The organism is Rhodoferax sp. (assembly GCF_037143375.1).
GTDB lineage: Bacteria > Pseudomonadota > Gammaproteobacteria > Burkholderiales > Burkholderiaceae_C > Rhodoferax.
In genome coordinates, this window is the sequence record NZ_JBAWYV010000062.1 from 1 (window position 1) to 19,152 (window position 19,152).

The window sequence follows — 19,152 nt, forward strand, 5'->3', positions numbered from 1 at the left end:
CCCGGCGCCACGCGCGAGCAGGTGATCGAGGCCGCGCAGTCGGCGCACATCCATAGCTTTATTGCCGCCACGCCCAAGGGCTACGACACCATGGTCGGCGAGCGTGGACTCAAACTCTCGGGCGGCGAAAAGCAGCGTGTGGCGATTGCCCGCACGCTGCTGAAAAACCCGCCGATTTTGATCTTCGATGAAGCCACCTCGGCCCTCGACTCCGCCAACGAGCGCGCCATTCAGGCCGAGCTGCAAAGCGTGGCGCAAAACAAGACCACGTTGGTGATTGCGCACCGCCTTTCCACGGTGGTGGACGCGCATGAAATTCTGGTGATGGACGCCGGTCGCATCCTGGAGCGCGGCACCCATGCGGAACTGCTGGGTTCAGGAGGCCGGTATGCGTCGATGTGGGCGCTGCAGCAGTCTTCTGAGTAGTTTTGTACGGCGCCGAAGAAGTTCATTTTGCGGCTTTCAGTGCCTCCTTGCCCATGTTATTCTCAAGAGCAAGATAAGTTCAATGCAGCCATAAGCCCAATCATGTTCAAAATACGTTTGCTGGTTTTGCGTCCATTTTTCAATTTGTTGTATTGATACCATGCTGGCCCGCAAACCGGCTCGATATTGTTTTCGTTGGTTGGCTAAAAACCAAAGAGTCGGCATTTGCTTGCCATGAACTGCTGCGTTTGGGGCCTGAGATGAGATTTGGCGTATGAATTTGAACCTGCGCGGTCTTCGCTTGGGGAGCAAGTTGTCGCTGCTGGTGACGCTGGTGGTGGTCCTGGCTGTGTTGGCTCTGGGGGTTAACTTTGAGGTGATTTTGCGGCAAAGTTTTCTGGACAATACACGCAACCAGATGCTGCACGCTTTCCAGCGACTGGATTTCAGCCTTGCGCAAATTGAATCCGATCTCAAAGCGGGTGTGCACCTTGCCAGCGATGAGGAATCATCCATTGCCTCCATTGATCTGATCAACCAATACCAGGATAAAGCCCACTACAACACCGCGTTGATCGACGAAGAAAAGAAATCTCTGGCAAAAAATGCGCTTGACCGGGTCAAGTTTTCGCAGAGTCAAGACATGGCGATTTATGACCAGAACAACGAGCTACTGGCGTTTGCCAGTCGACAGTTGGGTGTCTACCACCTGGGGTACATGAGTTTTGCCAGCGGCCATCCACAAACCTTGATACGGGCAGAGTCAAACCGCGAGTATTTACCCGGCCTGACCCCCCTCGGCAACCTGCTTGATGAGCAGCACATCGCCCGTGTGTCCTCTGAAAAAACCTCTCAGGAACCCCTGATCAGCTACCAGCGCATGGACGACAAGGTGGTCATTAAAAGCCATCAAAATACGTTTGATCCCGTGAGCCACCGGTACGTTGGGCATTTTGAGTTTTCGTATGTACTGGATCAAGATTACTTTATGCGCTTATCCAAAGACCTGGGGGTTGAGCTCACACAGGCCTTTGCCAGCCCGCTTGCGGCGCAGTCTATGGAGCTCCAACCGCATGCCCTTAAGTCGATGCTGAATGTGACAGAGTCGCCCGGGCAGTATCTTGCTGTCATGCGTAAAAATACCCTGTTAGGCCCGGTGTATTTCACGGTGAAGATCGACAAAAGCAATGAAAACGAGCTAATTAATAGCCAACGCCGTCAAATTTTTCTGACATTGCTGGCGATTGGTGGCTGCATGTTGATCTTCATGCGCCATGTATTCAATCGAAGTTTGGTGCAACCCCTCAAGCAGTTGATGCAACAAATTTACCAGATCAAACATGGCAACTATGTTGTGCTGCCAGCGCCCAACACCGGGGACGAGCTCGAAGAAGTCGGGCACAGCGTTAATGCACTGGCAAGCACCCTGTTGCGGCGTGAAACCGAATTGAGCAAGAGCGAGCAAAAGACCCGCACACTGGCCAGTAGTCTGCATGAAGCTCAGGAAATTTCTCAGCTCGGGAGTTGGACGCTTGACTTGCCCAGCGCTCAATTGCACTGGAGTGCTCAAATTTACCGCTTGTTTGAACTGAATCCACAGCACTTTGAGCCTAGTTACGATACATTTTTAGACGCCATACACCCCGATGACCGGGCGTCCGTCAATCAGGCCTATACAGCGTCGCTGGCAAACCGATCAGACTACAAAATCGAGCATCGGTTGCGCATGGCGGACGGGCGCATTAAATGGGTCAGCGAGCGTTGCCACACTGAATTTGACCCGGACGGTCTGCCGTTACGCTCGATTGGCACAGTTCAAGACATCACCGAGCGCAAACTGGCTGAGCTGGCACTGGCCGATGCACATAGCTTGCTGATGACTGTGATCGACTCCATTCCTATGCGCGTATTCTGGAAAGACCAGCAACACAACTACCTTGGTTGCAACAGCGCTTTTGCGCATGACGCAGGGAAGACTGCTCCTGCCGATTTAATCGGCAAAGATGACTACCAGATGGGGTGGGCGGCACAGGCTGAGCTGTACCGTGCGGACGACCGCCAGGTGATGGACAGCGGCGTGGTGAGGCTGTTTTATGACGAACCGCAAACCACACCTCAAGGTCAGGAGATCTGGTTGCGGACCTCCAAGATACCGCTCAAGAATCAGGCGGGGCAAATTTTTGGCTTGCTCGGTGTCTATGAAGATATCAGCCAGCGCAAACAAGCTGAGGAGCTGGTGCGCAAACTCTCGCAAGTGGCCGAGCAAAGCCCGGAGAGCGTGGTCATCGCCAATCTGGATGCCACCATCGAATACGTCAATTTGGCCTTTGAACGCAACACCGGCTACTGCCGGGCGGAGGTCATTGGCAAAACTCCACGCATCTTGCATACACCCCAAACCCCGCAAAGCACGGTTGTTGCCATGTGGCAAGCCTTGAAACAGGGCCAAACCTGGAGCGGTGAACTATTTAACCGACGCAAAGACGGCTCGCTGTACACCGACTGGGCTGTGATCTCCCCTCTGCGCGATGAGAACGGTGTTGTCACACACTATGTGGCCATTCAAGAAGACATCACCGTGAAAAAACGTCTGGCTGACGAACTAGACCAACATCGCCACACGCTCGAGCAATTGGTGGAACTACGCACTGCCGAACTTACCAGCGCGCGTCAGCAAGCCGAGCTCGCCAGTCGTGCCAAATCAGAATTTCTGGCCAATATGAGTCACGAAATTCGCACCCCCATGAACGGCGTGATTGGCATGGCCGACATACTGGCGCAGACCAGTCTCTCGTCAGAGCAGAAACGCATGCTGGGCACCATCAACACCTCGTCTTTGGCGCTGCTGAGCATCCTGAATGACATTCTGGATTTCTCAAAAATTGAAGCCGGCAAGCTCGACATTGAGCAAATTGCGACCCCGCTGCGCGAGGTGGTCGAGAGCGCAGCACAACTCATGCTCAACACCGCCCGCAACAAAGACGTTGAAATATCTTTGTTTGTTGACCCCAGCTTGCCGGAGTGGATCGTCTGCGATCCCACCCGGTTACGCCAGATTTTGCTCAACCTGCTGGGCAATGCGCTTAAATTTGTTTCGCACCGATCCGGCCATGCCATGCTGCATGTACAGTCCGGAACCCGTTTGGATGGCTCAGCCTGCCTGCACCTGAGTGTGATCGACAACGGCATTGGCATGAGTCCTGAAGTGCTCGCCAAATTATTCCAACCCTTTACCCAAGCGGATGCCAGTACCATGCGCCGATTTGGGGGGACAGGCCTGGGGCTGTCGATTACGCAGCGGCTGGTGACCATGCTGCATGGCAGCATCAGCGTGCAAAGCGCCCTAGGCATGGGCTCTGAATTTACCGTGGAGTTGCCGCTACAGGCAACAACGCCACCGGAGGGGCACACAACGCGCGCCATGCCAGACCTGAATGGCATCAACGTGTTGGTGGTGAGTCCCAGTATGGCTTGTCTGACCCTGTTTCAAACCTACCTGGGCTCGGTCGGGGCCCGGGTGATAGTTCTGCCCGATTTGGCGACGGCGCATGCAAACCTGACCCAAGCGACGAAAAATACCGTGCTGCTACTGGACCAGACGCAGGCCGAAGGCGTTGACCAAAGCGTGCAAGGCAGCCTGACCCAAGACCTTGATAACCGTGTAGTGTGTCTGGTGCGTCGACGCACCAGTGGTACCGAGTCCCATGTCATCGAAGTCCAGGCACGACCACTGCTCTACCAGGATCTGCTGCAAGGCGTCGCCTTGGCCTGCCATCGCATCAGCATAAAGGAACTGGCGGCCAGCACCAGCCCAACGAGTGGCAGTCAGCCAGTCGCCCCGAGTATTGAAGAGGCGGCGCGCACAGGCCAGTTGATCTTGCTGGCCGAAGACAATGAAACCAACCGCGAGGTGATGCATGAGCAACTGCGACTGCTCGGCTACGCTTGTGAAGTGACCGTTGACGGCGCGCAAGCCTTGACCCTGTGGCGCGAAGGCCTCAGTGAGCCTCAGCCCCGTTATGCCCTGCTGTTAACTGACTGTCATATGCCTAACCTGGACGGTTTTGAGTTAACAGAGGCCATCCGGCAGTCAGAGCCCAACGGAACGCACCTCCCCATCATTGCCATTACGGCCAACGCGATGCAAGGTGAAGCCGAACGTTGCAATGCCCGTGGCATGGACGGCTACTTGTGCAAACCGTTGCTCATGCGCGAGTTGGGCGACATGCTGAATAAATGGCTGCCACTAAAGATTCGTGTGGACCCCCTTCTGCTTAAGCCGGAATCTCCGGCTGGCGCTCGCAACGCATCCTTGCCGACCTGGAACCCCGACACGCTCACCCGGCTGATTGGCCATAACCCGGCCATGCACGAGCGGCTGTTGCAAAAATTCATGACCAATGCCGATAAACAATGCAGCCAGATCGAAACGGCCATGACGGCAGGTGATCTGGAGACGATCAAGCAGGTGGCCCACACCCTGAAATCGGCGGCCCGCTCTGTTGGCGCACTGGCGGTTGGGGAGTTGTGCCAAGGTCTGGAAGACGCTGGCCATCACCAGGATGAAGCGGCTTGTCTCGCACTGGCACAAAATTTATCCACAGCACTGGCTGGCGCGGTGCAGCAAATTACCATGCATTTGGCATCATGACACGACCCCTTCATTCAACCGAGAGCCCCATGAATCTTGCTGCGCTGTTTGAGCAAGCCCGCGCCTTGCCTGTTGTGCCCAAGGTACTGCGAGAGCTGCTAAACAGCTTTAACAATTCAGCGTTGCGTACGGACGAATTAGCGCAACTGATCACAAGCGACCCTGCCATATGTATGCGCTTGCTGCGCCTGGCCAACTCAGCGCGTTACCACACGCCGCAAGGCGTCGGCTCGGCCTACGAGGCGGTGCAACTGCTGGGCCTGGTTAATGTGCGTTCGCTGGTCATCAGCGTGGGTCTGATGAGCTGCTTTACCAATTTGCCGGCCCAAATGCTCCAACCCTTTTGGCAACACAGCCTGCGTACCGCTGCGCTCGCTCGTCATTGGTCTGCACATGCCGAGGTGGATGGCGAACTGGCCTACACACTGGGTTTGCTGCACTGCGTCGGGCAACTGGTGATGCGCCAGGGCTTGGCCAGTCAGATGCTGGCTCTGGACGCCAAAACAGATCCCGCGGCACCTACTCGCACAGCGGTTGAACGTGCTGCACTGGGCTACAGCTATGCTGAAGTCGGTGCTGAATTGGCCCGTCGATGGCAGTTTCCGACCTTGTTTTCAGAGGTGATAGGCGCTACCGACGCGCTGCCAGACAATGCGCAAGCAGCCACTTTGGCGGCCCTGATCCAGCTCTGTGCCTGGCAAGCCTGGGTGACTGAGCAACCACTCAATAGCGAGCAAGTTGATGCCTTGTGGCCCCATGAGTTGGCCCAGCGCGTGGGTGTAGCATCGCAGCATGGGGGCTCACATTTTGGCGATTGGGCCGAGCTGTGTGATGACTTGCAGGACCTGCTAACGCAGTCATGATGCAAGTTGCAGGCAGAAAATAAAAAGACAGGTGACAGAAAATGACAGCGTACATGGTTTTGGTGGTGGATGATGATGAGCTTCAGTTAGAGATCATTGGCACGCAGCTCTCCAACTTGGGTTGGCCTCATGTGTTGTTGGCCGACAGTGGGGAGAAAGCACTGGCTCAATTTGAACAGCACGTGCACGACATCGATGTCATCATCTGCGATTTATCCATGCCCGGCATGGACGGGTTGGTGCTGATGCGCCATCTGGCGCAGCGCGGTTTTGCCGCTTCATTAATTTTGCTTTCGGGCGTGCCTGATGAAATTTTAAACAGTGCGGCAGGTTTGGCGCTGGCCCATAAATTCGATTTATTGGGTGTCATTAGCAAACCCTGCGAACCCGAGCGATTGCGTGACCTGCTGGCAGGTCGGCAGCCGCGTATCGATGGCTTGAGCCCCCAGCGCGTCGAGCAAGCCCTGACGCCGCAACGCTTGAAGCAGGCACTAAGCCGCGCGGAGTTCATTCCATGGTACCAACCGAAGGTTGATATTGACGGTAACAAAACCGTCAGCGTCGAAGCGTTGGCCCGCTGGCCTCAGGAGTCCGGCGGCATGATCGGACCGGGCCTGTTTATTCCGGCCATCGAAGCCTCTGGCTTGTCGGTGGAGCTGTTTTTTTCTATGGCAAATCAGGTTTTGCGCGACTTGGCCAACTGGCGTGCGAAAGGCGCTTTGCATACAGCAGCGATCAATATGTCGATGGACACGGCGCTGGATTTGACGATGCCCGAGCGTTTGCAGCAACTGGTTGAGGCGGCTGGCCTGCTGCCGTCAGACTTGATCATCGAGGTCACTGAGAGCAAGTTGATGGTCGAGCGCACGCAGGCCATGGAAACGTTGACACGCTTATCGATGATGGGTTTTATTTTGTCGATTGACGACTTTGGAACTGGCTACTCCAGCTTGTCACAGTTGGTCGATCTACCATTCAAAGAACTCAAAATAGATGCCCGCTTTGTGCAACGCGCTTGCACTGAGCGCAAGGCTGAGGCGATTTTGCGGATCTCGTTGACCATTGGTTTCAATCTGGGCATGAGTGTGGTTGCGGAGGGTGTTGAAACCAGTGAACAGATGAATTTTTTACGCGCTTGTGGCGGCAATCTGGTACAGGGCTATTACGTGGCCCGACCTATGCCCTTTGCCGCCTGTACTGAGTGGATTCAGCGAGAGTCAACTGGCCCGTGACGGCCTGCGGCAGTGGCTAAGGCAAAAGTGCTTTCGCCGCCTCGATGCGCAGATGAAGTTCAATCGTCGGGTCGTTCATCACGGCCAGCAAAAAACGCTTGGGATCAAGGCTGTTTCCATTCAATTCGGCTGAATTGACTACCACCTTGGCTGGGCTGCTATCCCCCGCGTGATCGACAGACGAATTTGACGAGGCCGCCGTCTTGGCAGCAGGACTCAGTCGCTCCACGGCAGCCTGGAACACCGCCGGCTTAATACATTCAAGGCGCGACAGTACCTTGGCCTGCGCCTCGGGGTTGGGCGGGAGGTCGAGCCAGGGTTCTTCCGAGAAGATGGCTGCCAGGTCCGGTGCCACGAATGCGGACCATTGGCCCGTGGCGGGTTGCAGTGCTGGCACCAACAAGGCGTGCCGGATTTTTCCGGGGTTGGCCGTGTCAACCGCAGGCAGCATCAATAGGCGACCAGGCGCCACCAGGCTCAAATAGCGCAAACGCAACGCCTCAAGAAAGCCCCCCGCTTGTGCGACAGAAACTGGCTCTGCGAGTGAAAACCACAGTTGGTATGCGTCAATGCCAGAGACGGCGATGGCTGGCGCAGGCAACTCAAGATCGTCCTGGACTCCGCGCCAAACGGTTGACAGCAGGACCCAGTCGGCGGGCCTGGCCAGTTCCAGCATCAGGGCGCGTACGCGCCCATCGGGCGCAACGAGGCCGGGCTCTTCTGTGCCTTGATGGCCTTGGGTGTTGGGTGCGTGGGGGAGATAGAGTCGGTCCAGCTCTGCTTGCAGTGTGCTCATGGCGAACTCTCGGTCGTGGTGTGAGTAGGGTGTGTTTGTACCGCAACCTGCGCCAACATTTTCCAGGTCAGCCCCAGCGGCATATCGGTCTTGAAGGAGACCAGTTGTCGGGAAAGTCGGGCGGCCTCAATGCCCTTGCGCAGATTCGCGCCCACCTGGCCCGCCACCTTGTCGGCGTTGGAGATCACCCGGTCAAGATTGCCATTAATCCGAAGCAGCGTGGCGGCAGTTTTGCAGCCGACCTTTGCTACACCGGGGACGCCATCGACCGCGTCCCCCATGAGGGCCAGCAGATCGCCCATCTGCGAGGGTTTGACACCAAATTTCTCCAGCACATAAGCGGCGTCCCGCCAGACGTCCTTAAAGTGGTCGTAAATACAGACCTGGTCATTGAGTAACTGCAAAAAATCTTTGTCGGTCGACAAAATGATGGCTTGTTCTGGCCGGGCGCGGCACCATTTCTCGGCCAGCGCGGCAATGGCGTCATCCGCTTCGATGCCTTCAATCGCAATCGAGTGCAAGCCCAGGTTCTGCAGTTCATGCTTGAGGGTGAGCAAGCCATCGCGCAAGGGTTGCGGCATGGGTTTGCGGTGGGCTTGGTAGCCCGCATACAGATCGTGCTTCCAGGTTCGACCCCCATGGTCAAAAACCGCGACCGCGTGGCTTGGTCGGTGGGTTTTGAGGGCGCGCTTGAACGAGCGCAGGCTGGAGGCGATGGTGTCCGCCACCTTCTCTTCGCTGTCGGGCTCGGGTATGGCCTCGTGAATCCGCCGGATGATGTTCAGCGCATCAATAATGAGCAGGGACATTTTTTGATCACGCCTGGTTGAAGATTTGCAGATGAAATAGGCCTCAAGCCCCCGTATCTATTGTGCATTATGCTATTTAAATAATAGCTGGTTGAGCGACTGTTGTTTCAATTGGCAAGGCTTTGCCCCATTCGGCGCTGAATACGTCAGCAGGCTGGGGCCTGCCGAAGAAGTAGCCCTGAATCGATTGGCACCCTTCAAGGCGCAAAAAGTCCAGTTGCCGCTGTGTTTCGACCCCTTCGGCGACGGTGCCCAAGCCCATGCTGCGGGCCATGCCGATGACGGCCTGAATGATCGATTCGTCGCTGCGACTGTGGCCAATACCGATGACAAATGAGCGGTCAATTTTGAGGGTGCTGATGGGGAGCAGCTTGAGGTAAGCCAGCGAGGAGTAGCCGGTGCCAAAGTCATCGACCGCCAGGTGCACCCCGAGTTCGCGCAGGCCCCTCAGCACGCCGATGGCGTCGTCCACATTCATGATCACTGACTCAGTAATTTCCAGCTCCAGTGCGTCCGCCGGCAAGCCTGACTCCTCGAGCGCAGAGCGCACAACCTGCAGAATGTCTGAGCGTTCCAGTTGTCGCACCGACAGATTGACGGCGATGCGGGGAATGTCGATACCGCTGGCGCGCCAGGCTGCCATTTGACGGCAGGCGGTACGCAACACCCATTCGCCCAGGGTGACGATGAAGCCGGTTTCTTCGGCCACTGGAATGAATTTCACCGGGGACACCGAGCCCAGTTCAGGGCTGTTCCAGCGCGCCAGCGCCTCGGCACCGCACGGGCGGGACGGCTCTGTGGCCGTCATCTTGATCTGGTAGTGAACCTCAAGCTCGTGGTGGTCGATGGCGCGGCGCAGCAGGCGCTCCAGTTGGGCTCGCTCCTGCGCGTATTGGGTCATTTCGGGGGTGTAGAAATGGTAGGTGTTGCGGCCATGTTTTTTGGCCTGGTACATGGCGGTATCGGCTGCACGCAGCAGGTTGCCCGCGTCTACACCATCGGCCGGAAACAGGCTGATGCCAACGCTGCCTGAAATGGCGAGTTCATGAATGCCAATGGAAATGGGTTCGGCAATGCGTGCAATCAGTTTTTCGGCCACCCGGCTTGCATCTTGTGATGACTGAATATTTTCCAGGATGCAGACAAATTCGTCGCCGCCCAGGCGCGCCAGCAGGTCCCCGCCGCGCAGTTGTCCAGTCAGTCGCTGCGCCACGGCCACCAGCAATTCGTCCCCCACGGCATGGCCCAGGGTGTCGTTGACGTCCTTGAACCGGTCCAGGTCGATGAACAACAAGGCCAACTGGTTTTTGCTGCGCTCTGATTGGCTGACACTGCGTTGCAGGTGCTCAGTGAACTGCAGGCGGTTGGGTAGGCTGGTCAGCGTGTCGTGGTGCGCCAGATGGTCTAGCCGAACTTCCGCGGCCCGCCGCTCCAGAACCTCGTCTTCAAGGTGGCTGTTGATGGTTGCAAGCTCAAAAGTGCGTTCTTCCACCCGGTGGTCAAGTTCTTGATTGGACGCCAGCAGGGCCGTTTCCTGCTGGCGCAGGATGCCTTGGGCGTAGCGGACCACCATCAGCTGCATCAGGTACAAAACCAGCATCACCACCGCGCCGCCCACCACGACTTGCAGCAGCACTTGGTGCAGGTCTTGAACAAAAGGCGTGACATCCTGGTAGAGCTCAATGACGCCTGCGATGCGCTTGCCATCGCGAATGGGCAGGTAGCTGGAGATCAGGTCCACCTCGGCGCGGGAGCCCTCAAAGCTGTCGAACTGGTTGCGGTGCGTCAGTTCGCTGATAGGTGACCCTGTCAAGGCACTTGCGAAACCCTGGTTGCCCAGCTTGCTTTCACCCATCTGGCGTGGGTCTGAGGAGAATACCGTGAGGCCCTGAGGGTTGTAAACCTTGACCTTGATGATGTTCGAATTCATCATCAAAGCAGAGGTTTTAGCCCCCAGTCCAAGCGTTTCGGCGGCGGTGCGCAACTGGTTGCCAGTAAGGTCGTTGGACTTGGATACATGGGTCGAGAAGATGGGCCACAGCTCGTTGAGAAAAATTTGACTCATGGCCTCGTTGTGCCGTTGGGCCATGGTGGTGACTTGGCGCGCGGCCTGGAATTGCGCCTGCAGGCCCAGGATCGCGCCAGCAATGACGATCAGCAGGAAGGAAATGATCGAGAAGTACCGTGTCAGGCGAAATGTTTTGAAGGCACTCATAGGCAACAGGTTCTGATGGCGGTGGGAATCACCGACGTTGAGGAGGAGGGCTAAATTTCAGTTTAACGTTGATCTCAGGATCTTGTTGTGGGTCGTGCTCTGACTGTCAGGTTCAAGCGGACGGCTGTGGCTATGATGGGCAAAAAATACGGGAGACCAACCATCCATGAACACCAAAACAAGGGTTGATCAAGGGGTGTTATCCAGCGACGACAAGCTGCAGGCGGCCTACGAAGTGCAGGCCATTTTTCAGCACGCGTTCATTGGCATCGCCATGACGCGTGACCGTCGCTTTGTACGGTGCAATAAGGTTTTTGCCAATATGCTGGGCTATAGCCAGCAGGACTTGGTCGGCTTGCCGGGTCGTTGTATTTACCCCAGTGACGAGGCTTACGCCCAAATGGGGGCCGAAGCCGGTGGCTTGCTGGCGGCGGGCCAGCCGTTTCGCACGGAACGCTATTTTGTGCGCCAGGACGGTACCGAGGTGCTGTGCGCCGTCTCGGCGTCAACGGTGGATCCGAGCCACCCGGAGTGGGGCACGATCTGGCTGTGCAGCGATATCACCGTTGAGCGGCAGCAGCAGGCGCAATTGCGCACGGCCTTGCTTGAAAACCAGGCCTTGGTCGACGGCGCCGCGCTCGGCATTGTGGTGCTTAAAAACCGGCGGGTCGAGCGCTGCAATCCGCAGCTTGAAACCATGTTTGGCTACGCCGCAGGCACCATGCTGGGAATGTCTACGCGTGCCTGGTATGTCAATGCGGCTGAATTTGAAGGGGTTGGGGTTCGTCTGTACGACCAGCTTGCCCAAGGTGGCGCGGTTACGCAAGAGCAGCGACTTCAGCGCCGGGATGGTTCCATTCTTTGGGTTCGCATGAGTGGTCGCCAACTCGGGGTTGGCAGCCCGATGTCTGGCACAACGCTCTGGATGTATGACGATATCACCGAAAAACGCCAGATCGAAGACGCCTTGAGTGCCGCCACCGCGCTCAATCAGGCGGTTTTTGACAGCGCCGGGGCTGCCCTGATTGCCACCGACACGCAGGGCGTGATTCAACTCTTCAACGCGGCCGCTGAACGCATGCTCGGCTATGGCGCAGCCGAGTTGCAGTACCAGGAAACCCCGGCCTTGCTGCACGATGGGGCTGAAGTACAAGCCTATGCCGCTCAGTTGAGTGATGAGTTGGGTGAGCTTGTTGAGCCCGGCTTTGATGTGTTTTGCATCAAGGCTCGTTTGTCGGGCAAGGATGAGCGTGAGTGGACCTATATCTGCAAAAACGGGCAACGAATTCCCGTCTCGTTGTGCGTCACGGCCTTGCGCGCGCCCTCGGGGCAAATCACGGGTTATCTGGGGATTGCCACCGATATCTCGGAGCGTAAAAAAGCACAACAGCTGATTCAGCAGTCCAAAGAGGAACTCGAAGCCAAGGTCTTGCAGCGCACCACTGAGCTGGCCGACAGCAATGTCCGGCTGCAAGCCGAGGTGTCCGAGCGCTCGGAGATTGAGCGCCAGATGCGCGATCTGGCGCATTACGACCCGGTCACCGGGCTGCCCAATCGCAACCTGCTGCGCGACCGCATGACCCAGGCGCTGCTGCAAGGCAAGCGCGACAACGGGCATGTGGCGGTCATGTTTCTCGACCTGGATCGCTTTAAAAATATCAACGACACACTGGGGCATCAGGTGGGTGACGCCTTGCTGCGGCTGGTGGCCTTGCGCTTGTCGATGGCCTTGCGCACCACCGACACCCTCGCCCGCATCGGGGGCGACGAGTTTGTCCTGATCCTGCCAGGACTTTGCAGCGCCAACTATGTCGAAGGCGTGGCCGACAAGCTGCTCTCGGCCCTGCAAGCCCCGATGGAGGTGCAGGAACACATTTTGCACATCACCACCAGCATTGGCATCTGCATTTATCCGCAGGATGGCGCGGATACCGATGTGCTGCTGCGCAACGCAGATACCGCCATGTACCAGGCCAAGGCCGCCGGGCGCAACACCTACCGGTTTTTTACCGAAAGCATGAACCAGGAAGCCGATCGGCACTTCCGTATCGAGTCCGCGCTGCGCAGTGGCGTGCGTGACAACGAGTTGCGGCTCTTGTTCCAGCCCCTGATTGACATGACCCATAACCGCATTTTTGGGGTGGAGGCGCTGGTGCGCTGGCAGTCGCCCATTCTGGGGCTGGTGATGCCGGGCCAATTCATTGGCATCGCTGAGGAGACCGATCTGATCGTTGAAATCGACTCCTGGGTGTTCCGCCAGGCCTGCGAGCAGGCGGCACAGTGGCGCCGTCAGGGGTTTCCCGACATCACACTGGCGGTCAATTTATCCGCCCGCCAGTTCCGGCGCAAAGACCTGGTGGCTTTTGTCTCCGGCGTGCTGGCGCAGACTGGCTACCCGGCGCATTTGCTGGAGCTGGAAATTACCGAGTCGGCCCTGATGCACAACGTAGCCGAGGTGATTCAGACGCTGGACCAGTTGGTGGCGCTGGGGGTGCGGCTGGCGATTGACGACTTTGGCACCGGTTATTCCAGTCTGGCCTATCTGAAGCGGTTTCCGGTGCACAAACTCAAGATAGACCAGTCGTTTGTGCGCGACATCGGCCAGGCTGACAGCGATTTGGGCATCATCAAAACCGTGATTGCCCTGGCGCAGACCCTGAAGCTGGACCTGCTCGCCGAAGGGGTTGAGACGCAGGCGCACCTCATGACCTTGCGCGCCATGGGCTGCGAATGTTTTCAGGGTTATCTGTTTTCAAAACCGGTGACGGCTGGGGAGATAGAGAAGATGTTGGGCGCCACGGCCACGTCTTTGTTGCGCTGAAACGCCTTGCCCGTTCGATAATGCGGCGATGGAAACCAAATGGCTTGAAGATTTCGTCAGTTTGGCTGAAACCCGCAGTTTCAGCCGCTCGGCTCAGTTGCGGCATGTGACGCAGCCCGCGTTCTCGCGGCGCATCCAGTCGCTGGAGGGCTGGGCTGGCACCGACCTGGTGGACCGCAGCAGCTACCCGACCCGGCTCACGCCGGCGGGCGAGACGCTGTATTCGCAGTCGCTGGAGGTGTTGCAGGCCTTGCAAAGCACACGCGCCATGATGCGCGGGCACTCTAGCGCCGGGCAGGATGTGATTGAGTTTGCGGTACCGCACACGCTGGCGTTCACGTTTTTCCCGGCGTGGGTGTCGGCCTTGCGCGAGAAGTTTGGCCCCATCAAAAGCCGCCTGATTGCACTCAATGTGCACGACGCCGTCATGCGTCTGGTGGAAGGCAGTTGCGACCTGTTGATTGCCTACCACCACCCATCGCAGCCCTACCAGCTGGACGCCGACCGTTACGAGATGGTGAGCCTGGGTGAAGAAGTGATGGCGCCATACGTCAAGCCTGATGCGCTGGGCCTGCCGATGTTCACCTTGCCCGGGCGCGCTAACCAGCCCTTGCCCTACCTTGCTTATGCGCCGGGCGCCTACTTGGGGCAGATGGTGGACCTGATCCTGAAGCAGTCGGGCACAGCTATCCACTTTGACCGTGTCTACGAGACCGACATGGCCGAGGGCCTGAAAGCCATGGCGCTGGAAGGGCACGGCATTGCCTTCTTGCCGTTCAGCGCGGTCAAGAAAGATGTTCGCGCCAAAAAACTGGTGAGCGCCACCCCCAAAGGCATGGATGATTTGCAGATCACCATGGAGGTGCGGGTGTACCGCGAACGCCCCACGCTCAAGGAAGTCGGTAAATCAGGGGTGCACACCAACCGCAGCAGCGCCCCTGCCGCCAAACGCAGCGCGCAAGCCCTGTGGGATTATTTGAGCGAACTGAAAAGCATTTGAGAAAATACCCCTATGACAATCCAAACCATCACCCTGACCCGCCCCGACGACTGGCATCTGCATGTGCGCGATGGCGATGCGCTCAATACCGTGGTGCCGCATACCGCCGCCCAGTTTGGCCGCGCCATCATCATGCCCAACTTGCGTCCCCCGGTGACCACCACCGAAGCGGCGCTGGCCTACAAGGCACGCATTCAGGCCGCCGTTCCCGCCGGCGTGAAATTTGAGCCTTTGATGACGCTGTACCTCACCGACTTGCTGCCCGCTGAAGAAATCAAGCGCGCCGCAGCGGCGGGTGTGGTCGCGGTCAAGCTTTACCCGGCTGGTGCCACCACCAACAGCGACGCGGGCGTGACCGATCTGCGCAAGACCTACAAAACTCTGGAGGCCATGCAGCGCGCTGGTATGCCGCTGCTGGTGCATGGCGAAGTGACGTCGCCCGAGATTGATCTGTTTGACCGCGAGGCGGTGTTCATCGACACCCAGCTGATTCCGCTGCGCCGTGATTTTCCGGAACTCAAAATCGTGTTTGAGCACATCACTACCCAAGAGGCCGCGCAGTATGTGCAGGCCGCAGATCGCTTTACTGCGGCGACGCTCACCGCACACCATTTGCTCTACAACCGCAACGCCATCTTCACTGGCGGCATTCGCCCGCATTACTACTGCCTGCCGGTCCTCAAGCGCGAAACCCATCGGCTGGCGCTGGTGGCCGCGGCTACCAGTGGCAGCCCCAAGTTCTTTTTGGGCACCGACAGTGCGCCGCACCCGGCGCACCTGAAAGAACACGCCAGCGGTTGCGCCGGGTGCTATACCGCACACGCCGCGATGGAGATGTATGCCGAAGCGTTTGATTCGGTCAATGCGCTGAGCCAGCTCGAAGCCTTTGCCAGCTTCAACGGCGCTGACTTTTACGGCCTGCCGCGCAACAGCGGCACCATCACCCTGAAGCGTGAAAGCTGGACGCCCCCCGAGAGTTTTGCCTTTGGCGAAGCCGCGCTCAAGCCCTTGCGCTCGGGCGAAGCCCTGCCGTGGAAACTAATCGCCTGACGGCCAAACACCGCACGCCAGTGCCACGCTTCAACGAGGAATTGACATGAACATCTTTCTGATTGATGCCGACAACCTGAATTCGGGCGTGTGGGTGGATGAAGCGTTTCGTATTCTGGAAGCGTCCGAAGGCGCTTTGCCGGTCAGGCGTGCCTATGGCAGCGCCGAAAACCTCAAGGGTCTGAGTGAGGTGTTGCGGGCCTGGGCCGTGCGGCCGTTTGTCAATCTGTCGCTGACCAAAAACACCACCGACATCGCGTTGGCCGTGGATGCCATGGAGTTCGCTTGTCAACAGCCTGCGCCCAAAATGGTCGTCATCGGCTCAGGCGATGCCGACTTTGTGCCGCTGGTGGTGCGCCTGCGGGAGCGCGGTATCCGCATGGTCTGTGTGTCGGAGCGCGGCAAGATGGGGCGCGAAGCTGTGTCGGCCTATGACCGCGTGATTCTGGTCGGGCAGGAGCAGGCGCTGTATGAGGCGCAACAGGCGGCGGCCATCGCGGCGCCGACGGTTGCTATTGCAACGCTCCCAGTGCCCGTCGTTGCGCCAATCTGCTTGGCGCCGAGTGCACCCGCTGCAGTCAAGAAAGTCGCGGCAAAGAAGGCTCCGGTTGTTGCTCCCCCGCAAACGTTAAAGCAGACTGTGCCTATCAGCGCATCCTCGCATACAGCCTCTCCGGCTCCCCCTGCGGCGATAGACGACCCAAAAGCGGTTCGAGGCATCCTCGCTGCTTTACCTGTTTGGCTACCCAATACGATCATGCAGTTGAACCAGCTTGGCAAGCCATTAAAAGACAGTGGCATCGCCAAAGGCAACAAGCCATTGCATGAACTTTTTCGCAAGCATCCTCTCTATTTCAAAGTGTTGCCGACGACAGGGGCTGCAAAGCAAGTCCGGCTATTGAAGACCCCGCTATGAAATTTATCTTCCCATCCGTCTTTCTCGCGAATGCAGCCGCCCCATGTGAATTTCGCTGTGGGCTGAATACCCGCCTTCAAAGATACGACTTGTTTTTTATAAATCGGGCGGATCTTTCTAGCCCTGCAGTATGAGTAATGACCTAGCCGCCATTGACTGGGCGGCGCCCTGGCTGGCGCCCTATGTGCCGATCGGTCAGCGCGTAGCGGCGCAAGTGGCCCTCGGCACGAGCAGCGCCCAAGCGTTGACCACCGCGCTGGCGCCCCAGACCACGCCGGTGCGCTTTGTGCCGCAAAGTGATTTGCCGCCGGGCATGGCCTACGAAAGCTATATTTTTGAGAGCAACGGATGCCCGACCCGCGAGGGCTTGCATGACTTTTTCAATGGACTGGCGTGGCTCAAGTTTCCCTTGACCAAGCGCCGCCTGAACCAGTTGCACGTGGCGCAAATTGCGCAAACCGGTATTCAGCCAGTGCGCGGTCCGGCGCGTGATGGCCTGACCGTGTTTGATGAAAACTCAGCCTTCCTGCAAGCGCCGGATGCGCTGTGGGACGCCTTGGCTGCCAAAGACTGGCAGCGCCTGTTCATTGACTTGCGACCGCTGTGGTCGCAGGCGCATTTGGTGCTGTTTGGCCACGCGCTGCTTGAGAAGCTGGTTTACCCAAGAAAATCGATGACAGCCCACGTCTACCGTGCGCAGGCAGCTAGCAATTCAATAGCGGATATGGACGCATGGATGGCGGCCGATGTGAGCGCCGACAAGTTGGCCTCCAAGCCGTTTGCCCACCTGCCGGTGCTGGGCGTGCCGGGCTGGTGGGCGGCGAATGAAGACCCGGCTTTTTACGCCGATGCCAGCGTGTTTCGGCTGCCAAAATGCCCATAAATTTCATGAGCCATTGAGGATTGTTACCTTGTCATAGGTCGGCAAGCCCCTACCATTCATGCCGTAGGTTCACCAAGTTGAGCTAATTTCGAAGGAAAAGAAGATGAAACGCATTATTTTGTTTGTGCTGACTAACGTGCTGGTGGTCACTGTGCTGGGCATCGTCGCCAGTTTGCTGGGCGTCAACCGCTACCTGACCTCGAGCGGTCTGGACCTGGGCTCGTTGTTGGGCTTTGCCTTGGTGATGGGTTTCGGTGGCGCCATCATTTCGCTGCTGATCAGCAAGCCAATGGCCAAGTGGACCTCGGGCGTGCGCGTTATCAATCAGCCGCAAAACGCCGACGAGGCCTGGATTGTGGAAACGGTTCGCAAGCTGGCCGAAAAAGCCAACATTGGCATGCCTGAAGTCGGTATTTTTGAGGGCGATCCCAATGCCTTTGCCACCGGCGCCTTCAAAAACTCGGCCCTGGTCGCGGTCAGCACCGGCTTGCTGCAAGGCATGACGCACGAAGAGATCGAGGCCGTCATTGCCCATGAAATCGCCCACGTGGCCAATGGCGACATGGTCACCATGACGTTGATTCAGGGCGTGATGAACACCTTTGTCGTGTTCCTGAGCCGTGTCATTGGTTACGCGGTCGATAGTTTCTTGCGCAAAGGCGACGAGCGCTCCAGTGGCCCCGGTATCGGCTACATGATCACCACCATCGTGCTCGACATCGTGCTCGGTTTTGCCGCTTCCATGGTGGTGGCCTGGTTCTCGCGCCACCGTGAATTCCGTGCCGATGCGGGCTCGGCCCAGTTAATGGGTCGCCGCCAGCCGATGATCAATGCTCTGGCGCGTTTGGGGGGCCTGCACACAGGTGAGTTACCCAAGAGCGTGGCGGCATTCGGCATTGCCGGGGGCGTTGGCCAACTGTTTGCCACGCATCCACCGATTGAAGAGCGCATTGCCGCCCTTCAGAACTCGCAGGGCTGAAGTCGATGGAACTCTCGACCTGGCTGGCTTTTTTCGTTGCCTCCTGGGCCATCAGTATTTCGCCCGGCGCAGGCGCAGTGGCGGCCATGAGCGCCGGCCTGAACCACGGTTTCAGGCGTGGGTACTTCACCACCTTCGGCTTGGTGCTCGGTATCTGGTTGCAGGTGATTGTGGTGAGTCTGGGGCTGGGCGCGCTGGTGGCGACGTCCAGCACCGCGTTTGCCGTTGTCAAGTGGTTGGGCGTGGCTTATCTGGTGTGGCTGGGCATCCAACAATGGCGCGCACCGGCGACACCGATGGTGACGCAAACCGATGAAGGGCCCCGTGTGACCCGTCGTTCGATGGTGCTGCGGGCCATCATGATCAACGCCGTCAACCCTAAAGGCACGGTGTTTTTGCTGGCCGTGGTGCCGCAATTTCTGAATTTGGCTCAGCCGCTGATGCCGCAGTACCTGATCATTGCTGCGACCCTCGGTTTTACCGACTTGGTGGTGATGGCGGGCTACACCGC

At 58.0% G+C, this 19,152-nt stretch carries 14 protein-coding genes; 11 read left to right on the forward strand and 3 right to left on the reverse strand.

Annotated features, from left to right (window positions below; all coding sequences use genetic code 11):
• From WCG50_RS10865 to WCG50_RS10880, 4 genes are all read left to right on the forward strand, one after another.
• On the forward strand, positions 1-426 hold a 426-nt coding region (locus tag WCG50_RS10865; RefSeq protein ID WP_336899619.1), incomplete at its 5' end, for an ATP-binding cassette domain-containing protein.
• A gap of 274 nt (positions 427-700) precedes the next feature.
• On the forward strand, positions 701-5,077 hold the full coding sequence (locus WCG50_RS10870; protein ID WP_336899620.1) for a PAS domain S-box protein: 4,377 nt from the start codon (positions 701-703) through the stop codon (positions 5,075-5,077).
• Positions 5,074-5,940 carry an HDOD domain-containing protein gene (locus WCG50_RS10875; protein ID WP_336899621.1) on the forward strand — a complete coding sequence of 289 codons (867 nt, stop codon included), beginning with the start codon at positions 5,074-5,076 and terminating at the stop codon, positions 5,938-5,940. The genes WCG50_RS10870 and WCG50_RS10875 overlap by 4 nt, the downstream gene beginning before the upstream one ends.
• A gap of 41 nt (positions 5,941-5,981) precedes the next feature.
• Positions 5,982-7,172 (forward strand): EAL domain-containing response regulator, encoded by a 1,191-nt coding sequence (locus WCG50_RS10880; RefSeq protein ID WP_336899622.1) that lies wholly within the window; start codon positions 5,982-5,984, stop codon positions 7,170-7,172.
• A 16-nt stretch (positions 7,173-7,188) separates the two neighbouring features.
• Here the strand turns inward: WCG50_RS10880 and WCG50_RS10885 are convergent, their stop codons facing one another.
• The 3 genes from WCG50_RS10885 to WCG50_RS10895 all read right to left on the reverse strand — a co-directional run bounded on the left by WCG50_RS10885 (position 7,189) and on the right by WCG50_RS10895 (position 10,992).
• A complete protein-coding gene (locus tag WCG50_RS10885) occupies positions 7,189-7,968 on the reverse strand; it encodes a hypothetical protein (protein WP_336899623.1) in 780 nt (259 codons plus the stop codon).
• Positions 7,965-8,777, reverse strand: coding sequence for a 5'-3' exonuclease H3TH domain-containing protein (locus tag WCG50_RS10890; RefSeq protein WP_336899624.1), 813 nt, complete (start codon positions 8,775-8,777; stop codon positions 7,965-7,967). The genes WCG50_RS10885 and WCG50_RS10890 overlap by 4 nt, the downstream gene beginning before the upstream one ends.
• Positions 8,778-8,853: 76 nt before the next feature.
• On the reverse strand, positions 8,854-10,992 hold the full coding sequence (locus tag WCG50_RS10895) for an EAL domain-containing protein (protein WP_336899625.1): 2,139 nt from the start codon (positions 10,990-10,992) through the stop codon (positions 8,854-8,856).
• Between the two features lie 166 nt (positions 10,993-11,158).
• Between WCG50_RS10895 and WCG50_RS10900 the strand changes: the two genes are divergently transcribed.
• From WCG50_RS10900 to WCG50_RS10930, 7 genes are all read left to right on the forward strand, one after another.
• Positions 11,159-13,813 (forward strand): EAL domain-containing protein, encoded by a 2,655-nt coding sequence (locus tag WCG50_RS10900; protein ID WP_336899626.1) that lies wholly within the window; start codon positions 11,159-11,161, stop codon positions 13,811-13,813.
• A gap of 28 nt (positions 13,814-13,841) precedes the next feature.
• Positions 13,842-14,813, forward strand: a complete 972-nt coding sequence (locus tag WCG50_RS10905; RefSeq protein ID WP_336899627.1) for a LysR substrate-binding domain-containing protein — start codon at positions 13,842-13,844, stop codon at positions 14,811-14,813.
• 12 nt (positions 14,814-14,825) lie between these two features.
• Positions 14,826-15,863: a dihydroorotase gene (gene pyrC / locus WCG50_RS10910; protein ID WP_336899628.1), complete on the forward strand. Its 1,038-nt coding sequence runs from the start codon at positions 14,826-14,828 to the stop codon at positions 15,861-15,863.
• A 46-nt stretch (positions 15,864-15,909) separates the two neighbouring features.
• Entirely contained in the window at positions 15,910-16,779 is an 870-nt protein-coding gene (locus WCG50_RS10915; RefSeq protein WP_336899629.1) for an NYN domain-containing protein, read from the forward strand.
• A 130-nt stretch (positions 16,780-16,909) separates the two neighbouring features.
• Positions 16,910-17,662 carry a DUF3025 domain-containing protein gene (locus WCG50_RS10920; RefSeq protein WP_336899630.1) on the forward strand — a complete coding sequence of 251 codons (753 nt, stop codon included), beginning with the start codon at positions 16,910-16,912 and terminating at the stop codon, positions 17,660-17,662.
• A gap of 103 nt (positions 17,663-17,765) precedes the next feature.
• A complete protein-coding gene (gene htpX, locus WCG50_RS10925; RefSeq protein WP_336899631.1) occupies positions 17,766-18,641 on the forward strand; it encodes a protease HtpX in 876 nt (291 codons plus the stop codon).
• A gap of 5 nt (positions 18,642-18,646) precedes the next feature.
• On the forward strand, positions 18,647-19,152 hold a 506-nt coding region (locus WCG50_RS10930), incomplete at its 3' end, for a LysE family transporter (protein ID WP_336899632.1).

Bases quoted from the DNA above. Each gene is read 5' to 3' on its own strand.
- WCG50_RS10870 (WP_336899620.1), top strand. From the start codon at position 701: ATGAATTTGAACCTGCGCGGTCTTCGCTTGGGGAGCAAGTTGTCGCTG.
- htpX (WP_336899631.1), top strand. From the start codon at position 17,766: ATGAAACGCATTATTTTGTTTGTGCTGACTAACGTGCTGGTGGTCACT.
- WCG50_RS10915 (WP_336899629.1), top strand. From the start codon at position 15,910: ATGAACATCTTTCTGATTGATGCCGACAACCTGAATTCGGGCGTGTGG.
- WCG50_RS10885 (WP_336899623.1), bottom strand. From the start codon at position 7,968: ATGAGCACACTGCAAGCAGAGCTGGACCGACTCTATCTCCCCCACGCA.
- WCG50_RS10895 (WP_336899625.1), bottom strand. From the start codon at position 10,992: ATGAGTGCCTTCAAAACATTTCGCCTGACACGGTACTTCTCGATCATT.
- WCG50_RS10920 (WP_336899630.1), top strand. From the start codon at position 16,910: ATGAGTAATGACCTAGCCGCCATTGACTGGGCGGCGCCCTGGCTGGCG.
- WCG50_RS10905 (WP_336899627.1), top strand. From the start codon at position 13,842: ATGGAAACCAAATGGCTTGAAGATTTCGTCAGTTTGGCTGAAACCCGC.
- WCG50_RS10875 (WP_336899621.1), top strand. From the start codon at position 5,074: ATGACACGACCCCTTCATTCAACCGAGAGCCCCATGAATCTTGCTGCG.
- pyrC (WP_336899628.1), top strand. From the start codon at position 14,826: ATGACAATCCAAACCATCACCCTGACCCGCCCCGACGACTGGCATCTG.
- WCG50_RS10900 (WP_336899626.1), top strand. From the start codon at position 11,159: ATGAACACCAAAACAAGGGTTGATCAAGGGGTGTTATCCAGCGACGAC.
- WCG50_RS10890 (WP_336899624.1), bottom strand. From the start codon at position 8,777: ATGTCCCTGCTCATTATTGATGCGCTGAACATCATCCGGCGGATTCAC.
- WCG50_RS10880 (WP_336899622.1), top strand. From the start codon at position 5,982: ATGACAGCGTACATGGTTTTGGTGGTGGATGATGATGAGCTTCAGTTA.